The following is a 20446-nucleotide window of genomic DNA, read 5'->3' on the forward strand; positions in this document are numbered from 1 at the left end:
TAAGGATAGCGATTTTTTCAGAGCTTCTTAAGTGTGTCCCGTTGAACCAAAACCTCCTGTTCCACGGCTCTCGTTATGGCTTTGGGTATTTTGCTCTGGTTCAATGGCGCAAACATTAATTTGAGATACGGGGGCGATGACTGTTTGGGCAATGCGCATGCCTCGTTGGATGGAAAAGTCTTCTTGTCCTAAATTGATAAGAAGGACTTTGACTTCACCACGGTAGTCACTATCAATCGTTCCTGGAGTGTTGAGGCATGTGATGCCGTGTTTTAAGGCTAAGCCAGAGCGTGGACGTATTTGTGCTTCAAACCCAAGAGATAAATGAAAAATGAGACCTGTTGGAATAAGTGCCCGCTGCCCAGGGGCAAGAACAAGCGTTTCTTCTTCTCCAATTGCTGCCCGTAGATCAAGACCCGCAGAACCCGCTGTCGCGTAGCAAGGAAGTTCTAAACCTTGTCCGTGTGCAAGACGCTGAACAAATAAAGTCTGGGCATGTGAAGATTGAGAAGAGACAGGATGGTTGTTTAGAGAGGCGTTTGTTTCAGTGTGCGACATGATCGAGGCATTTCCAAAATATGAGGTCTAGAAGAAAATGATACTTTAACAAAAGATATCTATAAAACCAAGTCGATAAAGGTGTGTGGATATAGGTTGTCCCCAGAGCTTGCTTATCATCTCTTACTGACCTAAAATATTCCACAACACCACCTAACATTATCAATGGCATTTTTCAATAATGGCATCATCAAGGATGGCTTATGCCTAAGGGCATGCGCTTATTTGAGATCTAAATTATGGTTACAGATAAGATTTTTTAGATACTACCGATAAGAATACCCGTGGCAAAAACCAGAGCACCACCAATGATGACCTGTAAAGAGGCGCGCCAAAAGGGAGTGGACATGTATTTGTTCTGAATCCAGACGATGGCGCCTAGTTCGAAAAAAACAATGATAAAAGCAATAATTGTCGCTACATAAAAAGAGTTGATCAAATAGGGAAGAGTATGACCTAGTCCTCCTAATGTTGTCATAATGCCGCTGGCAAGACCTCTTTTTAATGGCGAACCACGCCCTGATAATTTTCCGTCATCATGGGCTGCTTCTGTGAAACCCATTGAAAGCCCTGCACCAATTGAAGCTGAGAGCCCTATCAAAAAAGTTTGATGCGTGTCTCCCGTGGCAAAAGCTGCGGCAAAAATGGGGGCAAGGGTAGAGACAGAGCCATCCATTAACCCTGCAAGACCTGGTTGAATCCAAGTCAAAAGTGTTTGTCTTTGCGTTTTCGAGGGTTTTTTTATGGTGTGATTTGCCGCTGTTGTTTTTGGGGAGGGATGGCGGCTCTTTCCTTTCACAAGAGAAGTTCTGTCACATAATGAACCGATAGTGTTTGCACGATTATGGCAAGAAAGGCACAAAAGTTGCTTATAATTTTTAAGCTCTTGAAGCCCCATGGCGGTAAAAACCGCGGCTTCCTTAGAGGAATAAGGTGCTAGAGCTTTTGCATATTTTAAATAGAGCGCCGCATGTTGCTCTTTTAATTTGAGCGCTTTAAGTATCACGTTTTGTGCTGAACGAAAGGACAGAGCTTTACGTTGTACAAATGAAAAAAACGATCTCAACATTTTCTGTTCCTCTGCACTTTAGAATAATTCTAAAACATAAGAAAAATAAACCGAAAGTCAATCTAAAAGTTCAAAACTGAAAAATTGCAAAAAGGTTGCACTGAGAAAAAAGGTGATGGGATGCTGAGAAAGTACAAGGAGATTTATCAAATGGAGACGACAGGGGCGCATGAAAGAAATGATTACGTGAAAAAATTTAAGAGACAATGTGCTTTATTTTGCTAAAGGGGCGTTTGAATGGAGCATTTCAATGTATTGATGCTTGAGAATATAGGAAAGGAATAAGCTAGCATCATCATTCATTTTATGCGTTCAAAAGACTGTAACAGCTCTTAGAATTTGAAATGATTCTTTTAAAGGAGATCTTTATTCAAGGGATAAAAGCCCATTTCGCGAGGGGGCCCCGTGAAGAGTATAGAAGGGTAGAGCGGCAAAATTTCCATGAAATAATATAAACTCCATTGAGTCTTCTTAATCTTTACGCTTCATAAAAGAGCAAGCCGGCATCATCATACACCTTAGCTCCCAGTGTTACGACAGTCTTTAGCACTGTTCATTATAGGCATGACATTTTATTGTACAGTTTTACGCCACTCATTCTGCTTGTGGAGGTGTAAGACAGTATTCTTATGATATTTACGCGCATTTTAGCGTTGTTACAGCTTTTGCATTTAGGTGGATTTGTTAGCGTGTAACGAATTATCTTTTGTGCTGTAATTTCAGGGGCAGATTTAAGGATAGGGGTGCATAAATGACAGAGATATTATCATATCAAATTGTTTGATCACGCATAAAAATTTATGCTTTATGAAGGGGCATTTATCGCCTTGTAACTTGCCTGATATCTTGCATGAAAGCCCAAAATTCAGTAAAATTCTCTCACTTCAAAACTTCTTATATTGAAGCAATTCAAATCATTTTCTTGTGTATCACAAGGAGGGGTGTGGTTGTGAGGCTATTAAAAAGTGTGATAAGTGTGCAATGTGAGGGGAGTATAATCTCTGTGTAGTGAAGGAGATTGCTCTTAGCATTTTGAAAAATATGTTAAGTTTCGTAGAAAAAGCGGGGAATATATGGAAATTGATGAAAGTTTAGAATGGTTTTTACGTTCTCAAAAAATAACAATACTGCAGGCAGCGTTATTGATAGCGGGCTTGAATCCACTCGTATGTAAATTTCCCGGCGAATATAGCCCTGAAGACAGTGATATTTACGAAGGAGAGGAGCGAGTACCGTTTGATAAAATTGCTTTGTTCCGAGCTGTTTATAGTGACATAGTAAGAGAAGCAAAAGAGGGAAAATTAAGGGTAGAATGGTACTATCTTAGTGGTTTTCGGGTGGGGCATTTGAACGGTCCTATTGCTGAATATTCTTCTGTTTCCCTAGATGATTTAAAAAAATGGCTTTTATTGTGTGGTAAGAGACCTAAAGTTTTTTTCCCTGAGGATGATTCTGCTGAGACTAAGGATCAGAAATATTATGCGTTTCAAAATCCAACGCATCCACGTTATGCTCCAAAGCTTGCTGCTATTGTTGCAGCATGGGAAGCGGTGAGTGAGGCTGAGGGTGGTAAAACTGTTAAAGGAACGCTTATAAAGTGGCTTAGTGAACATGCCGTTCAGTACAAGTTGGTGGATGATAATAATTTACCAAGAGAGAAGCTCATTGAGGAATTAGCGGCTGTTGCGAATTGGGAACCTACCGGAGGGGCGCCTAAGACACCTGCCAATTAATTTTATCAAAAGAAAAAAAATAAAAAGATCACTAAAATTGTGCTGCTTTTTTTGATAATTTTGAAGGTAATCTCTTTTTCTGGGGGAGATTTTTACTTTTCTTCCCTAGATTATAAGTAATTGTTTTTCAATGAAAATAATTTTTATAATGTTCCAATGACTGTTCAGATGGGGGAAAATAGACATTTTGCGGCAGTAAAATTTACCCTGTAGTTTTCGTAACTTACCTCTCTATTTTTGTTTGATTTTTTTGGGCACTTTGCAATCCATTATAAATTGAAATGAGAATGCAACATGAGAAAAATATTTTCTTTTTTGACGGTGCGTGGAAGTGCAAAAAATCCTCAAGTAAATGCACCGATAAATACACCGATATTGGAGCAGCCTGTTGCCGATGAGGTGGTGCGTAAATCGTTTAGAATAGGTCTATTATCGCGTTGGTTAAAGTTTGAACTTATCGTTGTTATGGAAAAGGTCAAAACTGAGCGCTATACGTTCTCTCCATAAAGAAATCTTGTCATCTATGAGCGAGTGAGGATTTCTCTTGAAAAATTTGCACAATAGCAAAACTGGTTAGCAAAACCCGTTCTTTGGCGTAACAAAAAGGATGTCATAAATGATTATCTCATCATAAATATGCTTTAAGAATAACCCGTGCGTGGCGAAAGTCTATGGCGTAGTCGCTATAGATTTTTGCTCCGTGTGTGATGATCAATACTCTTGTTTATCTCTTGTCAATGCAAGTGCCCATGAAAGTGATGAGTGTCTATTGTTCCATTGTGATGCTTGGTGGTTCATGTTTAGAAACGACAAGTGTATTAAATGCGATAGGGCTGATAGAAAGGAAAACGTATCCTGTAAAAAATAGGTATGTCTTTAAAATAAAGCTGATAAACGAAATTATTTTTTTATCTACCTTTTATATGGTGAGAGAAAGGTATTCAAAGTGCAAGCATAAGCAATTCAGCAATAAATCCCAAAATAGCATAGATCGTTTCTAGGAGAAGAGGAAGAAAATCTATCTGTAAAAGCTATGTTGGGTCGTGTGACAGGTGAAATAATGCGGTTAGGGCAATAAACAATTGTTATTGGTGAAGAGATAGAAATCGGTTGGGTGTTGATTTCTGTTTTACTACAGAATTTTCTTTGTTCTCTCGTAAAAATACTATTTTGAGGTGTGGTGATGTAAGTTCTGTGTTTAGCGTTATCGTTATCAATCGGTTATCATATGGTAAGTAAACTAATATTATTCAGATTATATAAGCATTATTAGCTCTCTTTAACAGAAACAGATGCGTTCAAAGATGAATGGAGTATTCTGTGTAGTCTTAAAGCGTTTGAATCATTAAATGCTCTTTACTATTTTTTTCTTTTCAAAAATGCTGGCTTTTTCATCCGCTTCATCCGTATTGAGGGACGTAAATAAACAAGTTGTGAGGTCGAATATCTTTTGGTAAATTGAGCGATTGAACACTTCAAGAGCGCGAAGAACAAGGGATTGTTTGTTATGCCAAATTATGAAATTTTTTTCAATCTTGGAAAGATATTCCCATTGCGGAAAATCATATAAAGTTTAAGCAACGGCAGAACGATTTTTTGTGCAATGAAATGATAAGTATGTACAACATCTCGGTAATCTCCGTGGGAAACTTTACCGGATCCAAGGTGTGGATATTGTCTTCTGCTTACCCAAAATCGCAAATATTTCAAAACAACAACGGTGGAGAATGAATGTTGGATATGTTCTAGGGAAGGTTGCAAAAAATGGCAGTTTTCAAAAAAATACCAAAAATGACGAAAGGAGCGGTTTCCCACTCCTTCGTTCCTATCTCCCCTTGCGGGGAAGCGGCCACCATTACTGATGCCGTGTATGGTGATATAGATACACTTATTTTTCTCAAAAGTCAATAGTGTAAATGCGGTAAATATTTAAGCATCAGAGCTACAACTTTATGAAAATCTTCGCAGGATAATCTTGGAACGGTACGTGAGCAACTTAAACGACTTACAGAAACTGTTGTGACATAATTGCAGATAATCCATGCTTTTTTATTCTCTATGGGAGATTGTATTGGATACGCAGCGGGATTATTGGGTTGTGATTTCGTTGAAAAAGGTAAAACTGTCACATTTCCATATAATTTTGCATTCTTAGAAAGCACTAAAACAGGCCGCTTTTTCCAAAATTCAGGGAGTATCGAATCATGAGGAAAATCGCACCAAAAAACTTGCCTGATGCGTGGTGCCGATTTGATTCGTGGTTTTATATGAGGTGGTTTTTCGTAAGGCGCATTTAAATCCCTTTCTTTTATATGCTCACGCCATGCATTATGATCATGTTCCATCATAACACATGGTTCTTCAAGTTTGGTTATATCTAAGGAAATAGGTGATAGGGTAGAAGGCTCTGTGTTCTTATCTTCAGCCATAGCAGACCATTTATATTTATTGGTCCCCTCACTTATTATTTTACGGCTTTTCTATCACGAGTTTTTATCAAAATGTTGCTTATAAGTACAGAGAGGTGAAACCATAAAATGGATGTATCTGCTTATTTTTGTCTTTTGAGTACAACGCTAGAGGAGGGATGTTGGTGACTCGTTGGTGTGGGTGGGTTGGTTTGGCGGTGGGTGGTTCTGGGTGGGGATTGGTGACTGGAGGGTTGTTGGTAGGGGAAAGCGATTGGAGAGAACGAGTGCACGCGGTTTCGTTTCTATTTTATGGTTAGAGTTTTTTATGGACTGAAAGGAGCCCTTTTGAAGTAATATAGAGGCTTATAAGGGAGAAAAATAGGCTTGAGACGACATTCCAACCGGCAAATGAGAGAAAAAGAAAGCGTGCGGATGCTTCAGAACAAGAAGGAGGATGAATGTTGTTTAATTGGTTAAGCAGCTGGTTAATGTCTGAGGTTTTTCTGACTGCGCTTAAACCACAACTGAGGGGAGCTGCCCAAAAGCCATATTCAACACCCGCATGATAAACGGCTAAAACAAGGCTGATGCACATTAAGACAAAAACACACAAAAATAAAAGTTGTATCCAAGCAGTTATGCGAAAAAAACATGCCCCAAAACCTGCTAAGAGCAAAAATGGTATGGCTCCATAATAGGGAAAACGTTCTATGAGACATAAATCGCAAGGAAGATATCCTCCGAAATATTCAAAACCAAGGGCAATCCCTATTGTGGCAGACAAGCAAAAAGCGAGAAAAAAAGCCCATAAACTTTGTTCTTTTCTGCTGGGTTCAAGATGAAGGTGTTTGTGTAAAAGTGGGTGAGAAGACAAAACGCATGCCATTAAGTCTGTTCCTTATAAAAGCTTCCTGTTTAAAAAAGCTATGAAAATCCCATAAATTAAAAGGAGGCTAACACAACCAATGAGAACAATCCATTTGAAATGCTGTACTAGAAAATTCATTGCTTTTTGTCCAAAATGTTTAATCAGCCACGCGAGAAGATAAAAACGAGCGCCTCTAGAAAAAATACAAATAAGCATGAAAAGTTCAAGACGTACACTCATTACACCGGCCAAAATTGTGACAATCTTGATGGGGGGAAGATGAAAAAAACCTGATGTTATCAGTAAAATGATGAGAAATTGCAGGGTTGCACTATTTTTCAGTGATTCAAAACTTTCAACCTTACCATAAATTTCTAAAATGGGTTTGGCAAGGGTATCATAGGCAAAATGTCCGATAAACCAACCGGCAATGCCTCCTAATACAGAACAGATTGTCGCAATCAAAGCATAGCGATAAACCCGCTTTTGATGGATAAGAAGCATCGGAATATATAAAACATCTATGGGAATTGGAAAAACAGAACTTTCAATAAAGGCAATGAAACCAAGCCAGTGTGGTGCTGTACGCCGATTTGCTAAAGAAATCGTCCAAAGCTTTAATTTGTTTAATATCATGAGGCTTTTATAAGTTTAAGAGGTAAAGACTTTACAAATGAGATTGCTATAAATCCGGTAGAGAAATCCAATAAAGAAAGTATTTCATAAAATAGATAAGAAAATGATATGAATTCTTAAAAAATGAGAAGTCTTCTGTTGACGAATCTGTTCTTCTTCATATAGTGCAAAGGAATAATCGACAAGTCTGTCTTTTATAGTCCTGTCTTTTATAGCAGTGTGCGGGTGTGGTGGAACTGGTAGACGCGCCAGACTCAAAATCTGGTTCCGAGAGGAGTGTCGGTTCGAGTCCGACCACCCGCACCACTTCATAAATATTTTCCTTTATCCTGTTATGGCGCATCACGTTGTTTTATAAAACATGGGGGGTTATAAAACGTGGGATTTATAGACCGTGTTCAATGTTTTGCATGTTGAATGAAAAACCTCGAATACCCTAGGATTCTTTCATTTCAAGTCTGTTTGTAGTAAATCAACCAAAATCATGTCGCTTGTACGTTACAAGCTAGATGAGCTCGCGTGGAGTGAAATTTTACAAAAAATGAATAAAAATGCCTCTTATGCCGTTTCAAGGGCATCATTGGAGGTTAAAGTGTATGATGGATGGGGGGGTGCCAGCTTGCATTTTTATGAAGTGTAGAGATGGTGCTCTATAGATTTTATATTCCTGTGGGTGCTGTCGCAAAATGGGCTTGAGGGTTTTGAGAGCTGTTTCTTTAAAACACGCATGTGAATTGGCAACCCAAGTGTCTTGGATTTGAGTGTGTTTGGTTTGAAGCGTTGTCGTATGACATGAGGGGCGTGATCGCCAAAAAGATATGTGAGCAACAAAAGCATGGGGTAGTGCGTAATCTCCTCTCTTTAAAAGGCAGAGTTTTAGAGGTTTAAAAAATAGTGCTTTAGAGGCTTTATAGATTTTATATTCTTGTAGGTGCTGTCGCAAAATGGGCTTGAGGGTTTTGAGAGCTGTTTCTTTAAAACACGCATGTGAATTGGCAACCCAAGTGTCTTGGATTTGAGTGTGTTTGGTTTGAAGCGTTGTCGTATGACATGAGGGGCGTGATCGCCAAAAAGATATGTGAGAAACAAAAACATGGGGCAATGTGTAATCTCCTCTCTTTAAAAGACAGGAGCATGAGAGGCTTAAAAGATTATGCTTTAGAGGCTTTTGAAAGTCGTAAAGCAGAGGGAAATGGTAAGATTGGAAATTGGTTTTTACCTTGACAACTTCATGTGGTCCCTAAATGAAGCTGTCTCCCCGTTATAGAAATTACATAAACAGAGAACCGCAATATCCTCTCTCCACTCTGGCATACAATAGCGGTAAAATACTGTCGTTTGAAGTGTGGTCATATAGGGCATACTTCCTTGAAACGTTACAGTATTTTTTTCGGTGTGTGTTGGATATTCTTCAGTGTTTGTCTTGCTTGAGATTTAAGGGCATTCCATGAGGAGGAACCCAAAGAAGCCCGCCCAATATCCCCCAAGAGTCTCCAAGGGTTTTTGTGCTTTTATAAACGGACATGGTGTTTAAAAATGGGTGTTTAGAATCTTTATCCTTTAAGAGCGGGGAGGCCAAGTCAACATCATCTTATAAAACTGCAATTGATGCACAATATCCATATTTATTTTAAAGAAATATCTCTTAAATAACGGCTCTCATTTATTTTACGATGGCGCCCAGTGGTATGATGGTAAAGCTTTTATATTCCAAAGGCATTACATGAAAGGCTGAGAGGATAGAAATTTGCTTTAAGAGAGGGAGAGGCTTTATTGTTTCGTGACTATTTGTTTAAAGTTTAGTACAGGTTTTTAGAATCTACGTCTTTTTAGGGGGAAAGGGGCATTAAAAAACCCCGTTTTTAACAGGGTTTTTTAATCGTTCAACTTTTCTAAAAAACTTAGAATTTATAAGCGATACCAAAGCGAACATCATGCGTTTGAGAAGAGATTTTAAGGTTATCGTTTGCAAATTTCTTTTTAAAAAAATCTGAATAACGATATTCTGTCCGCATAATGATATTATCTGTCATTGCAAGATCAAAACCACCACCAACAGTGTAACCAAACATTGTTTTTGTCTCATCTAACACATTGCCAGAAGCAAAAATTGTCGAATCTTCTTGCGATTTTGATAAAAGTGACATGATATATTGCATCTGTCTATAGGCTATACCCCCTGCAATATAAGGCATAAGACGATGGGAAGCAAAACCTATACGCGCGCGCGTGGCACCAGACCACGTTTCTTTCAATGTTACACTGCTAACAATAATGTCACCATAGTTGGATATCGTTTCATCCTGAGCTGCAGGTTTTATGATAGGAATCCCAGCTTTTTTAAAGGCAATGTTAATGGAGTTTGATTCATCTAGAATTTTCTTTCCATTGTCTGTTTGGGTGCTTTTCCTCCCAGACCAGACCATGTCGGTATCAAAACCGAAAACAAGATCTCCCAGATCAATATTAGAACCTGCATACAAACCTGCTCTCAATCCTGATAGTTTCGGTGATAAATCTCTATCAACCAAAGCCCATTTTCCGTCCCTGGCTTCTTGTGCGTAATTTAGAGTATTTTTATTGGAAAAATATCCAATTTGTCCTCCAAAATAAAAACCAGACCAAGAAAAAGGCGCAGAAACAGTAACCGGTGAAATACGTGACGATGAAACATCTTGCAATGAAACCTTCGGTTCTGATTGCTTAAAGATTACCGTATCTGCTGCTTGCGCTGTTGAAGCGGTAATGAAGGTGAAAATAGATAGTGCAACTAAACATTTTGTTTTCATAAAAACGTCCCCAATTTATTTCAGATACAAATCGTATTATATACAAATTGGTTAAAAAAATCTATACTTAATATCATTATGAAAACTAAAACACTCAAAAACTCTATAATTATCCATATTTAAGCGTTCTTAAAACTTGTTTTCATGCTATTATGCCGGGTTTATATTGATTTTTCAGGATTTTTTTATACGCCTTCAGTGTTCTCTGTGTTTTAGAAAAAATTATAGTATAGTAAATAAGCTTTTTACTTATTTAAAAAACATTATTTTATACATATTAAAACACTTTTTGTTATTAAATGTATTATCCATTATGATTGACATCAATGTGCTTACATATTCAATTGATCGTAAAAAATGCATATTGGCACCATCATATTCTTTGCTCGTTTCTGATATTGCATAGCTTTGTATTGCGATAGCCTTTTGAGCACTTGAGGGGATGAGCGACTTTATTTCTTTTTTATCTATATGCCACTTTTGCTTATGATAATCCAAGCGAATAGTTTTGATTGATTGAATGGAATACGAAGAATAAGAAGGAGTAAAGTGCGAGAATCTCAAGTCTCATGAGGTTTCTTATGCGCCATGTAAAACGGATAAACTCTCCGTTCCGTTCGCTTAAAGACGGAACGTGGATGAGAGCCTAAAAACTGAATGTCGTTGGCGATTTTAAAGAGATTAGCGCGTACCATTCAGGTTTTTGTGGAAATGGGTGAGGGCGCTATAATGGGCAAAAGCCTCCAATTTCTTGCGAGTTGTCAAGGATATCCCCGTCAGAGGGCGGATTGTTTCAGCAAAGATCAAAACCTTTCGGTGCATTGAATTTTGTTCCAGCAGCTGTTCCTCTATTGAGCACTCCCATCTTCACGCTTCATAAAGGAGACATTTTTCAATGTTCCTAAATCCATTTCATGACAGCGATTGTGAATGGTATAATAATAAATCTATTGAGCACCTCTTTTACGCTTCATAAAGGAGACATTTCTCAATGTTCCTAAACCCATTTCATGACAGCGATTGTGAATGGTATAATAATAAATCTATTGAGCATCTCTTTTACGCTTCATAAAGGAGCACGCCGGTACCATTACTATATTTGCCAGTTCGTGGGGTTGTTGTGACAGTCCTCTCCACAATGTTGTGACAGAGGCCCCTTTTGTCCGTTGTGACAGTCCTTGGCACTTGAGGTGGTTCATTAGAGGCGTTTGTAGTCCTTATCGGATACAATTTCTATTCATACATTCATTGCGTTTGTGATGTGCAAGTCAGTGATTTTGATTGATGCAACATGGGACCGATTTAAAATGAGAAAATCTTACGGTATTTAGGATTCTCGTTCAATATGGATAACGCTAGATTATCATTATAAATAAACACATTATCTCATTGAGATAAGAGTTATCTACCCAATGTTATCAATAATGATAACATTGTAAAGCGTAACTACGATGAATTCATTAATCTTTTTATACTTCGATTGAAATTATGTCTATTAATACCGATAATACCGATTTTTTTGAGCTAATTCTGTTTGGTTGATAGCTAATAGATTTTCAAAATCAAGACGCGAAGCTAGAATGAAAAACACCTTAAGGTCATATCCATTTAAATCACTTTCTGCCAGTATAGCCATTGGGTGTTGAGCTATGACTATCCATGCCTTTGCAAAACCGTTGTGCCTTTTAAGTACAATATAAGCAACAAAACCACCCATAGCATAAATGCGGATCAGAGCCTAAAATGAACGCTGTGGGTAATTGTTATCGGTCATCATCGGGGTGTTTACACCCCGATCTTTTGACAGAAAGATTTGTTTTAAGATGTTTGCATCTTTTTTAGTGGGTTGTTTATTGGGGAGCAATCATCTTTTTAGGATCAACTAATCGGTCATAATCCTCTACAAAAACACCTGCTTTTAATGCTTCGGTGCGCAAAGTTGTATCATTTTTATGCGCTGCTTTGGCAATTTCAGCAGCTTTTTCATAGCCAATTTCTGGTGCAAGAGCTGTGACTAACATGAGTGAGCGCTCCATGAGTGAGTGAATATGAACACGATTGGCTCGTAATCCTTGAATGCAATGCATATCAAAAGAACGCATGCAATCACCAAGAAGGGTAATTGATTGTAAAACGTTATAGCCAATAACAGGTTTATAAACGTTGAGTTCAAAATGTCCTTGGCTTGCGGCAAAGGTTACGCTGGTGTGATTACCAAAAACTTGGCATGCAACCATGGTTAAGGCTTCACATTGCGTGGGGTTGACTTTGCCGGGCATAATAGAAGATCCGGGTTCATTTTCAGGAAGACTGAGTTCCCCTAAACCGGAACGTGGACCAGAGCCTAAAAACCGAATGTCATTGGCAATTTTAAACAGATCAGCAGCGAGAGCATTCAAGCTCCCGTGGAAATGCGCAAGGGCGCCATGATGGGCAAGTGCTTCAAATTTATTGCTGGCAGTTTGGAACGTTATTTCTGTGAGAGTGCTCACTGTTTGCGCAAAAGCAACGTCAAAACCTTTTGGCGCATTCAGCCCTGTGCCAACAGCCGTACCACCTTGAGCAAGCATTTGGACATCGGTTAGAGCATTTTCAATACGCTGAAAATTGGCTTCTAATGCGGCACGATAGCCTGAAAATTCTTGCCCTAAGGTTAAAGGGGTTGCATCTTGCGTATGGGTGCGGCCGATTTTAATGATATCTGCAAATTCTTGCTCTTTTTGTTTTAATGTCGCAATAAGAGCTTCAAGGATTGGCAGTAAGTGTTGGCGTGTTTGCAACGTGGTGGCAATGTGAAGCGCCGTGGGAAAGGAATCGTTCGATGATTGGCTCATGTTGACATGGTCATTGGGATGAACTGGTTTTTTGCTTCCAAGTTTTCCTCCCAAAATCTTACTAGCACGATTAGCAATGACTTCATTGACATTCATATTGCTTTGTGTGCCAGAACCTGTTTGCCAGACGGACAGTGGAAAATGCGTATCAAAATCGCCAGCAAGCACTTCATCAGCGGCGGCAATAATTGCTTTTCCAATATTTTCTGGTAGTTTTCCTTTGCCCATATTTACAATCGCTGCTGCTTTTTTGACAAGGACTAAGGCATAGATGATGGCAAGAGGCTGCTTTTCACTGCCAATATTAAAATTATGCAGAGAACGTTCAGTTTGTGCGCCCCAATAACGATCTTGACGTACCGAAATCGTTCCAAAGCTATCCGTTTCCTGACGTGTTTCAACCATGATAAGATCCTTTTTTGTTCACGGGTTCTCAAAAAAGATAGATAACGCGAAAGTGCAATAAGAGGCAAGACTTTGAAGCTTCATTTAGAGAAATTATTTTTATGGCTATTCTTGACATTGAGAGATGCCGATTTTATATCTAACACATGCTAGCACTCGTAATTTGAGAGTGCTAGCAAGAACTTTTAAGATTAATTCAATTATGTTCAGTTTTAAGGATTTAAAACATGGCTAATATACAATTCCGCCCACTTCACGACCGTGTCGTTGTCCGTCGGGTTGAATCTGAAAATAAAACGGCTGGTGGGATTATCATCCCTGATACAGCAAAAGAAAAACCCCAAGAAGGCGAAGTGATTGCTGTTGGCAATGGCGCTCTCGATGATAACGGAAAGCGCGTGCCTTTAGAAGTCAAAACAGGAGACCGTATTTTGTTTGGAAAATGGTCTGGAACTGAAGTCAAGATTAATGGGGAAGACCTCCTCATCATGAAAGAATCTGACATTATGGGAATTATGGGCTAATTGAAGCACTTAGTTTTTCATTGTGTACTATTTTGAGAAAACTCCAAGGAGAAATTAAATGGCTGCTAAAGAAGTCAAATTTGGCCGTGAAGCGCGTGAGCGTTTGTTGCGCGGTGTCGACATCCTTGCTAATGCTGTTAAGGTGACACTCGGCCCTAAAGGTCGCAATGTGGTGATTGATAAATCATTCGGTGCGCCTCGTATCACAAAAGATGGTGTATCCGTTGCAAAGGAAATCGAACTGGAAGATAAGTTCGAAAATATGGGTGCACAAATGTTGCGCGAAGTTGCTTCTAAAACCAATGATATCGCTGGTGATGGAACAACAACAGCAACTGTTTTAGGACAAGCTATTGTGCAAGAAGGTGTTAAAGCTGTTGCTGCGGGCATGAACCCAATGGATCTTAAACGTGGGATTGATGCTGCTGTTGAAGAAGTGGTGGCAAACCTCTTCAAAAAAGCAAAAAAAATCCAAACTTCAGCAGAAATTGCACAGGTGGGAACAATTTCCGCTAATGGCGCTGCTGAAATCGGTAAAATGATCGCTGATGCTATGGAAAAAGTGGGCAATGAAGGCGTCATTACCGTGGAAGAAGCTAAAACCGCTGAAACGGAATTAGAAGTCGTTGAAGGAATGCAATTTGACCGTGGGTATCTTTCCCCTTATTTTGTCACAAATGCTGAGAAAATGGTCGCTGATCTTGATGATCCTTACATTCTCATTCACGAAAAGAAATTGTCTAATTTGCAATCTCTTCTTCCTGTGCTTGAAGCTGTTGTTCAGTCTGGAAAACCACTTCTCATTATCGCTGAAGATGTGGAAGGTGAAGCTTTGGCAACGCTCGTTGTCAACAAATTGCGTGGTGGTTTGAAAATTGCTGCTGTAAAAGCTCCTGGATTTGGTGACCGTCGTAAAGCAATGTTAGAGGATATCGCTATCTTGACATCCGGACAGGTTATTTCTGAAGATGTGGGCATTAAACTTGAAAATGTCACTTTGGATATGCTTGGACGTGCAAAGAAAGTGAATATTTCTAAAGAAAACACCACCATTATTGATGGTGCTGGACAAAAGGCTGAAATTACTGCTCGCGTCAATCAAATCAAGGCTCAGATTGAAGAAACAACTTCTGACTATGACCGTGAAAAATTGCAAGAAAGACTTGCTAAACTCGCTGGTGGTGTTGCTGTTATCCGTGTGGGTGGTGCAACAGAAGTTGAAGTGAAAGAAAAGAAAGACCGTGTTGATGATGCTTTGAATGCAACACGTGCTGCTGTTGAAGAAGGTATTGTTGCTGGTGGTGGTACCGCATTGTTGCGTGCAGCAAATGCGTTGACCGTTAAGGGAAGTAATCCTGACCAAGAAGCTGGTATTAGTATCGTTCGTCGTGCTCTACAAGCACCAGCGCGCCAGATTGCAAGCAATGCTGGTGAAGAAGCCGCTATTATTGTGGGCAAAGTGCTGGAAAATAATGCTGACACTTATGGTTACAATACCGCAACTGGTGAATTCGGTGATTTGATTGCTTTGGGAATTGTTGATCCTGTGAAAGTTGTGCGCTCTGCTCTTCAGAATGCGGCTTCAATTGCGAGCCTTCTGATCACAACAGAAGCAATGGTTGCTGAAGTTCCAAAGAAAGATACACCAATGCCTCCGATGCCTGCTGGCGGAATGGGTGGAATGGGCGGAATGGATTTCTAAGCTCTTATTCCTAGACGTAATAAAGAAACGGGCCTTCTGTGCCCGTTTTTTTTATGCTTTTTCATGTTTTCCAACCGGTGAATTTGGTGATTTGATTGCTTTCAAGAATTGTTGATCCCGTGAAAGTTTTTGCGTTCTGCTCTTCAGAATGCGGCTTCAATTGCGAGCCTTCTGATCACAACAGAAGCAATGGTTGCTGAAGTTCCAAAGAAAGATACACCAATGCCTCCGATGCCTGCTGGCGGAATGGGTGGAATGGATTTCTAAGCTCTTATTCCTAGACGTAATAAAGAAACGGGTCTTCTGTGCCCGTTTTTTTTATGCTTTTTCACGTTTCATACAGTTTTTCCTTTTATGATAGTTTCTTTATCTTATAGGATTGTTCTATTCTCCTCTGGTTGATCTACCGTTATTGTGAATGAATTTCACTCTTAATCCATAGCTTTTTCTCTTGTTTTTATGAAATGTTTCTATTGTGCGGGGATCGTGGTTTCCTTTGAAAATATTGTGCTAATAAAAATATAACTATTTGATTTATAATCATTTATTCCTAATACAGTTCTGTTTTTTTATTTCAGGTTTATGCATGCATCGTTAAAAAATCCTGTGTTTGTGCTTCATAAGGTGAGAGGTCACTACGGTTTTTATGAACCAACGCAATCATTAAAAGTCAGTAGTTAAAAAGAGTCAGTAGTTAAGAGTTAGTACCTATTGAGCGTTGGAAAGACAGAGTTGAAAAGAGCATGATGGGGCTGGTTTGTTTTTTATGAATAAGATGCTGGTATTTCAAGCTTTTGCATAGGAGAATAAGCATCTCTCTGTTTCGTTGATCTCTGAAATGGGGAGACTGCTCCATTTGAGAAGCTTAAAGATAAAAGCTAATTTTTCGCCTTGCTCTCATCTTTTTTTCGGTAAGCTCATCACCTAAACTGGAGCCAAACCCATGTTGTTATACTCAAGTTCTGTTTGTTGCCTATATTGTGACAGAAAATTCTTGAGTGGGGAGCAATTTTTGAACTAAGGGGACCATGACAGTTAGCCGAAAAAAATCATGACAAGACAGTAGGCGTGCTTGTGTTAGAATTTTTAATGCTTCTGATGATAAAGGCACGCGAAATTCTGTTGTAGCCTCATGCCTTCTTTTCATATTTTCGAGCCAAGGATTTTCCATATATTCTCTTCAACTTGACCTTTATGCATAGAACATAAGGGAATTGAGAGGCAGGGAATTGGGAGGGGGAAATTGGGAGGCAGGGTATTGGGAGGCAGGGCATTGGGAGGGGGAAATTGGGAGGCAGGGTATTGGGAGGCAGGGAATTGGGAGGCAGGGCATTGAGAGGGTGGAAATTGGGAGGCAGGGAATTGGGAGGCAGGGAATTGGGAGGCAGGGTATTGGGAGGGTGGAAATTGAGAGGGTGGAAATTGAGAGGCAGGGAATTGGGAGGGTGGGAGGAGCCGGCTTGCTTTTTTATTCAACGTAAAGATGAGAGGTTTTATGTAAGGCTACCATTACATTGCTTGTTTATGCGCTTCTTTAAAAGAAATGTCTTTTAATACAAATTCTTGGCAATGTTATTTATGAAGAGTATAAAATCATTTGGATATCAATAGATTATTAAAAAAATGTATGTTGGTATGATCCTTTTCTTATGTTACCAAAGTTGCTGACTTACGCGTTGGTTAAAAATCTCTCTTCATACCCCTAAATTCATTTCATGAAAGCGTTTGTGAAGAGCACGACGTTTGTGAGGCGTGTAAAAATTTCTCGTGAGACATGAAAAATCATCAATAAAATCTCCATGTTTTCAAAAAATAACGAATGGCTTTTTATATTTAAAAGATTTAACACGTCTCACGTTTTTTATTTATTTTAGAGCTGAATATTCGATTTTTGTGTAAAAATACTTCCCAGCACATCTACGATCCGTGAAAAATCAAGTGCTAATAAGAAAATGATGAATATAATCCATTTCGTATAGCGTGACATCATTTTTACACTTTTATACGTTGTGATGATTTCTTGTAGGATTTCTTTTTCCTTTTCTGTAAGCTCTGTTTGTTTTTCTGTTTTTTTTCTAGCCATGTTTCCACCCACACAAGCCTTCCCCTTGTTTGTTATGCTTTAAAATATCTCTTGCGAGATTTGAACTGATGACATTGAGATCTTTGTTGTCTAAATAAATGGGCATCCAACCAACGCAAGAAAAAGGCTCATTGATTGTTTTTATCGCGCAACCAGTGAGTAAGAGCAGCGCGTACATCAGCATCACTTTTTTGATTAATTGCATTTTCCACCTCTAGCCGTGTTGTTGATGACTTTAGCGTTTTTTCTATTTGCTTTTGTTGTTCAACCTTCTTTCCAAGAGTGAAAGCTTTTGCTAAAGCGATAAAAAAAGCGGTCAGAGCCGCTCCTGTTATCATCAGATTTTTTTTCAACCACCACATCATAAGCGCTGCTCCCGAAACCGTTTTGCCACAAAGAAAATGCCAACGCAGGCGGCTAAAACCATAATGGTTGCTAATGCCCATTGGATGGGACCATTGCCTGCCAATAAGCCCCCAAGTCCAGAAAAAGAACCAATAATCGGTGTAAGCGCTTCTGCTTTGAAAAATCCCATTGGAGCTTGCGTTTCTACAGTTTGGTAGTTGGGAGAAACATAAGCCCCTTTTGCCCATAATCCCGATTCTGCTGCACGACGGTGCACTAAACCGTGAAGACGTTTTCCTCCTGCTTTAGTCCACTTTTGTAACTCAGCAGGGACGGCTTCATATTCGCCATTATTGAGTTTTTTGAGCAGGGTCGAATTACAAAAAGCCGATGTTCCTATATTATAGCAAAACGATACGAGCGCGGCGAATTGTTCATCCGTTAAAGAAACCGTCACATGTTTTTCAACGGTATTCTCAAATTGTCTTAAATCTTGAGAAAGAATTTCTTCTGCTTGTTTTTCAGTAATGATCATGCCCTTGTGAACGAACGGTTGGCCAGCCGTGGTGGTATGGCCATAGCCGATTGTCCACACCCCGATGGAATCTTTATAGGCTTGTAAACGCAATCCTTCCCATTGTTTAATGAGCGCAAGCCCTGCTTTAGATATTTTTCTCATTTGCTTCTCCATAAAATAAAGCCTCACGTTAACGTGAGGCTGGTTGACAGATTAAAAATGAATTTTTTCACGCTTCAAAAACAGAAGAGATGTGAAACTTTTATGAAATCAAAAGGTTGGTTATGACATCTTAGGAAATGGGGGAATGGTTGGCAAAGAGGGATCATAGTCGGCCAAGTGGGGTAATGGTTGGCAAAGAGGGGTAATGGTTGGGCAAGAGGGATAATAGTTGGCAAAGAGGGATAATGGTTGGGCAAGAGGGATAATAGTTGGGCAAGTGGGATAATGGTTGGGCAAGTGGGGTAAATAGTTGGCAAAGAGGGGTAAATAGTTGGGCTGGTGTTTTCCGTTAAGAGAGGTTGTTGATTTTAAGAGCTTGTCCTGGTGTTTTTGATGGAGCCTTCTTGGGGTGCGGGAAGCTGTTGGGTTGATGCACGATAAGTGTGGTCTATTGCGGTTGTTTGGTCGTATGGCATTGATGTGGGGGTGTTTGAGATACGAAGTGGATACTCTCAGAAAAACAAGACATATGCTTTTACTGAAGACGAAAGCATTAAATATTTTATGTATCAAACGTTTTGCTTATCCAAAGAGTCTCATTGTTACACAGAGCTTTGGGCTAACAAGAGCTGTGGAATTTTGATACAATTTTAAGAGGGGCTGGTTTTTATAGGACAATGGTGCTTTTTCTTTAAGAGGAAAGTTGTTGGCTATTTTTGTTTTATGAGCGCAAAAGCTGGTTTGCTTAGAGAAATCTTAGCCGTAAAGTAGCCTCTCTTCGTTCTTTGATGAATAGGAATATGGAAAAAGCCTCACTTACATCGTTAAAGATTTGTATTCAGTGAGCCTTTTTTGGTGGGAGGAAACGGAAACAGTTTTTCCCTCTGTTTCTCTTAAGTTTTTTTCAAATCTCTCCCTCAGGGTTTCGCCTTTTTTGTTGACTGTTTCATGTTCAGCTTCCGGATGGACTTTTAAATATTGTTCTAGACGTCTTCTTCCTTGCGCATGTTTATAAAAAGTGGTTGGAAGATAGGAATCTAACTTTTCAGCAGATAAAGATGAGTTGGGTTCACATAATACACCCTTAACATTATCTTTGTGCAATCTTGCTAATTTATCAGATTCAAGATGAAGCTTTTTGGCAAGGCTTAAGCTGAACATCCCACATTCAGAAGAGCTTCGCTGAATATCCATTTCTGCCGTGGTAAAAGAATAAGGAGGCAGTTGAAGACATTGAAGGGTTTGATTTATTTTTATCCCTAGTTTGCAAGCTGTGATATTCTGAAATGTTGTAGGTTCAAGCATAATCAAAGAGATTTTCTCATCAACTTTTTGATAATCAAGGACGGCAAAGTGGATTTTGCTTCCCGAATTTACTATAAATCGGGCAGATTTTGCGTCGCTCTCAACGACTTCTTTTAGGGCGTGCGAAAACTCTTCTGCTGTAAGAGCCAATTTGAGATTCATTTCTGGATATTTGCTGTTTGCTTTTTCTACGAGAGCCGGCATCAATCTAATATCTGTGTTTTCATAATAAGCGTTAATCCAACGGCCGGTGACAAGATCATCTTCTAAGCCTGTAATAATATCTTTTAATTCGTCAGAACTCGGTGCAACATGTTCTTCTTCTGTTTGGATGGAACTTTGCATCAAACGTGCAATAAGGTCTTCTAAAGATTCATTTGCACCTGCTCCTTCTGGTGTTTGTGAGGAATGAGGGAGGGAAGAATCTTGTGGCTTCATAATCTTAGCCTCTATATTGATGATTGATAAATGATATTATTTCTTCAATTTTGGCTAAACAATGTTT

At 39.2% G+C, this 20446-nt stretch carries 20 protein-coding genes, 1 tRNA gene and 1 pseudogene; 7 read left to right on the forward strand and 15 right to left on the reverse strand.

Features of this window, described 5'->3' with window-relative positions:
• Nucleotides 1-27: 27 nt before the first annotated feature.
• Together dut and ACFINW_RS07670 are read right to left on the reverse strand one after the other, a co-directional pair.
• On the reverse strand, nucleotides 28-558 hold the full coding sequence (dut, locus tag ACFINW_RS07665) for a dUTP diphosphatase (RefSeq protein ID WP_375674045.1): 531 nt from the start codon (nucleotides 556-558) through the stop codon (nucleotides 28-30).
• A gap of 259 nt (nucleotides 559-817) precedes the next feature.
• On the reverse strand, nucleotides 818-1627 hold the full coding sequence (locus ACFINW_RS07670) for a VIT1/CCC1 transporter family protein (protein ID WP_375674047.1): 810 nt from the start codon (nucleotides 1625-1627) through the stop codon (nucleotides 818-820).
• Between the two features lie 1073 nt (nucleotides 1628-2700).
• On the opposite strand from ACFINW_RS07670, the gene ACFINW_RS07675 reads away from it, so the two are divergent.
• Both ACFINW_RS07675 and ACFINW_RS07680 read left to right on the forward strand, forming a co-directional pair.
• The gene (locus ACFINW_RS07675) at nucleotides 2701-3360 is read left to right on the forward strand and encodes a hypothetical protein (protein ID WP_375674049.1); all 660 of its coding nucleotides are present in this window, start codon (nucleotides 2701-2703) and stop codon (nucleotides 3358-3360) included.
• A gap of 294 nt (nucleotides 3361-3654) precedes the next feature.
• Nucleotides 3655-3867, forward strand: coding sequence for a hypothetical protein (locus ACFINW_RS07680; RefSeq protein ID WP_375674051.1), 213 nt, complete (start codon nucleotides 3655-3657; stop codon nucleotides 3865-3867).
• 1397 nt (nucleotides 3868-5264) lie between these two features.
• Here ACFINW_RS07680 and ACFINW_RS07685 read toward each other — a convergent pair.
• A complete protein-coding gene (locus ACFINW_RS07685) occupies nucleotides 5265-5789 on the reverse strand; it encodes a type II toxin-antitoxin system PemK/MazF family toxin (protein WP_375613249.1) in 525 nt (174 codons plus the stop codon).
• A 164-nt stretch (nucleotides 5790-5953) separates the two neighbouring features.
• On the opposite strand from ACFINW_RS07685, the gene ACFINW_RS07690 reads away from it, so the two are divergent.
• On the forward strand, nucleotides 5954-6088 hold the full coding sequence (locus tag ACFINW_RS07690; RefSeq protein WP_375621584.1) for a hypothetical protein: 135 nt from the start codon (nucleotides 5954-5956) through the stop codon (nucleotides 6086-6088).
• On the opposite strand, the gene ACFINW_RS07695 is transcribed toward ACFINW_RS07690, so the two are convergent.
• Together ACFINW_RS07695 and ACFINW_RS07700 are read right to left on the reverse strand one after the other, a co-directional pair.
• Complete coding sequence (locus ACFINW_RS07695; RefSeq protein ID WP_375621583.1) at nucleotides 6085-6657, reverse strand: disulfide bond formation protein B; 573 nt, start codon at nucleotides 6655-6657, stop codon at nucleotides 6085-6087. The two genes, ACFINW_RS07690 and ACFINW_RS07695, sit on opposite strands and share 4 nt — an antisense overlap.
• A gap of 12 nt (nucleotides 6658-6669) precedes the next feature.
• Nucleotides 6670-7275 carry a YqaA family protein gene (locus ACFINW_RS07700; protein WP_273790911.1) on the reverse strand — a complete coding sequence of 202 codons (606 nt, stop codon included), beginning with the start codon at nucleotides 7273-7275 and terminating at the stop codon, nucleotides 6670-6672.
• A 221-nt stretch (nucleotides 7276-7496) separates the two neighbouring features.
• Here ACFINW_RS07700 and ACFINW_RS07705 point away from each other — a divergent pair.
• Nucleotides 7497-7581: transfer RNA gene (locus ACFINW_RS07705), tRNA-Leu, on the forward strand.
• A gap of 1595 nt (nucleotides 7582-9176) precedes the next feature.
• On the opposite strand, the gene ACFINW_RS07710 is transcribed toward ACFINW_RS07705, so the two are convergent.
• The 4 genes and pseudogenes from ACFINW_RS07710 to fumC form a co-directional block, all read right to left on the reverse strand.
• Nucleotides 9177-10064: an outer membrane protein gene (locus ACFINW_RS07710; RefSeq protein ID WP_375674053.1), complete on the reverse strand. Its 888-nt coding sequence runs from the start codon at nucleotides 10062-10064 to the stop codon at nucleotides 9177-9179.
• A gap of 629 nt (nucleotides 10065-10693) precedes the next feature.
• A pseudogene (locus ACFINW_RS07715) lies at nucleotides 10694-10911 on the reverse strand (lyase family protein); the annotation flags it as partial.
• A gap of 648 nt (nucleotides 10912-11559) precedes the next feature.
• A complete protein-coding gene (locus ACFINW_RS07720) occupies nucleotides 11560-11781 on the reverse strand; it encodes a hypothetical protein (RefSeq protein WP_375674055.1) in 222 nt (73 codons plus the stop codon).
• Nucleotides 11782-11914: 133 nt separating this feature from the next.
• On the reverse strand, nucleotides 11915-13303 hold the full coding sequence (gene fumC, locus ACFINW_RS07725) for a class II fumarate hydratase (protein ID WP_375611602.1): 1389 nt from the start codon (nucleotides 13301-13303) through the stop codon (nucleotides 11915-11917).
• A 227-nt stretch (nucleotides 13304-13530) separates the two neighbouring features.
• Between fumC and groES the strand changes: the two genes are divergently transcribed.
• The 3 genes from groES to ACFINW_RS07740 all read left to right on the forward strand — a co-directional run bounded on the left by groES (nucleotide 13531) and on the right by ACFINW_RS07740 (nucleotide 15796).
• Complete coding sequence (gene groES, locus ACFINW_RS07730) at nucleotides 13531-13827, forward strand: co-chaperone GroES (protein ID WP_005774667.1); 297 nt, start codon at nucleotides 13531-13533, stop codon at nucleotides 13825-13827.
• Between the two features lie 58 nt (nucleotides 13828-13885).
• Nucleotides 13886-15529: a chaperonin GroEL gene (gene groL, locus ACFINW_RS07735; RefSeq protein ID WP_375606493.1), complete on the forward strand. Its 1644-nt coding sequence runs from the start codon at nucleotides 13886-13888 to the stop codon at nucleotides 15527-15529.
• Nucleotides 15530-15658: 129 nt separating this feature from the next.
• Nucleotides 15659-15796: a hypothetical protein gene (locus ACFINW_RS07740; protein WP_375611699.1), complete on the forward strand. Its 138-nt coding sequence runs from the start codon at nucleotides 15659-15661 to the stop codon at nucleotides 15794-15796.
• A gap of 706 nt (nucleotides 15797-16502) precedes the next feature.
• Here the strand turns inward: ACFINW_RS07740 and ACFINW_RS07745 are convergent.
• The 6 genes from ACFINW_RS07745 to ACFINW_RS07770 form a co-directional block, all read right to left on the reverse strand.
• Nucleotides 16503-16700: a hypothetical protein gene (locus ACFINW_RS07745; protein ID WP_375638307.1), complete on the reverse strand. Its 198-nt coding sequence runs from the start codon at nucleotides 16698-16700 to the stop codon at nucleotides 16503-16505.
• Between the two features lie 699 nt (nucleotides 16701-17399).
• Entirely contained in the window at nucleotides 17400-17612 is a 213-nt protein-coding gene (locus ACFINW_RS07750) for a hypothetical protein (RefSeq protein WP_375636886.1), read from the reverse strand.
• The gene (locus ACFINW_RS07755) at nucleotides 17605-17817 is read right to left on the reverse strand and encodes a hypothetical protein (RefSeq protein WP_375674057.1); all 213 of its coding nucleotides are present in this window, start codon (nucleotides 17815-17817) and stop codon (nucleotides 17605-17607) included. Before ACFINW_RS07755 ends, ACFINW_RS07750 begins: the two co-directional genes overlap by 8 nt.
• Nucleotides 17741-17977 (reverse strand): hypothetical protein, encoded by a 237-nt coding sequence (locus ACFINW_RS07760; protein WP_375621580.1) that lies wholly within the window; start codon nucleotides 17975-17977, stop codon nucleotides 17741-17743. The genes ACFINW_RS07755 and ACFINW_RS07760 overlap by 77 nt, the downstream gene beginning before the upstream one ends.
• The gene (locus ACFINW_RS07765; protein WP_375621579.1) at nucleotides 17974-18636 is read right to left on the reverse strand and encodes a lysozyme; all 663 of its coding nucleotides are present in this window, start codon (nucleotides 18634-18636) and stop codon (nucleotides 17974-17976) included. The genes ACFINW_RS07760 and ACFINW_RS07765 overlap by 4 nt, the downstream gene beginning before the upstream one ends.
• A gap of 816 nt (nucleotides 18637-19452) precedes the next feature.
• On the reverse strand, nucleotides 19453-20379 hold the full coding sequence (locus ACFINW_RS07770; RefSeq protein ID WP_375621578.1) for a YopJ/AvrA family T3SS effector serine/threonine acetyltransferase: 927 nt from the start codon (nucleotides 20377-20379) through the stop codon (nucleotides 19453-19455).
• Nucleotides 20380-20446 lie beyond the last annotated feature (67 nt).

This window comes from Bartonella sp. AA18HLJMS (assembly GCF_042197245.1).
In the GTDB taxonomy this organism is placed as follows: domain Bacteria; phylum Pseudomonadota; class Alphaproteobacteria; order Rhizobiales; family Rhizobiaceae; genus Bartonella.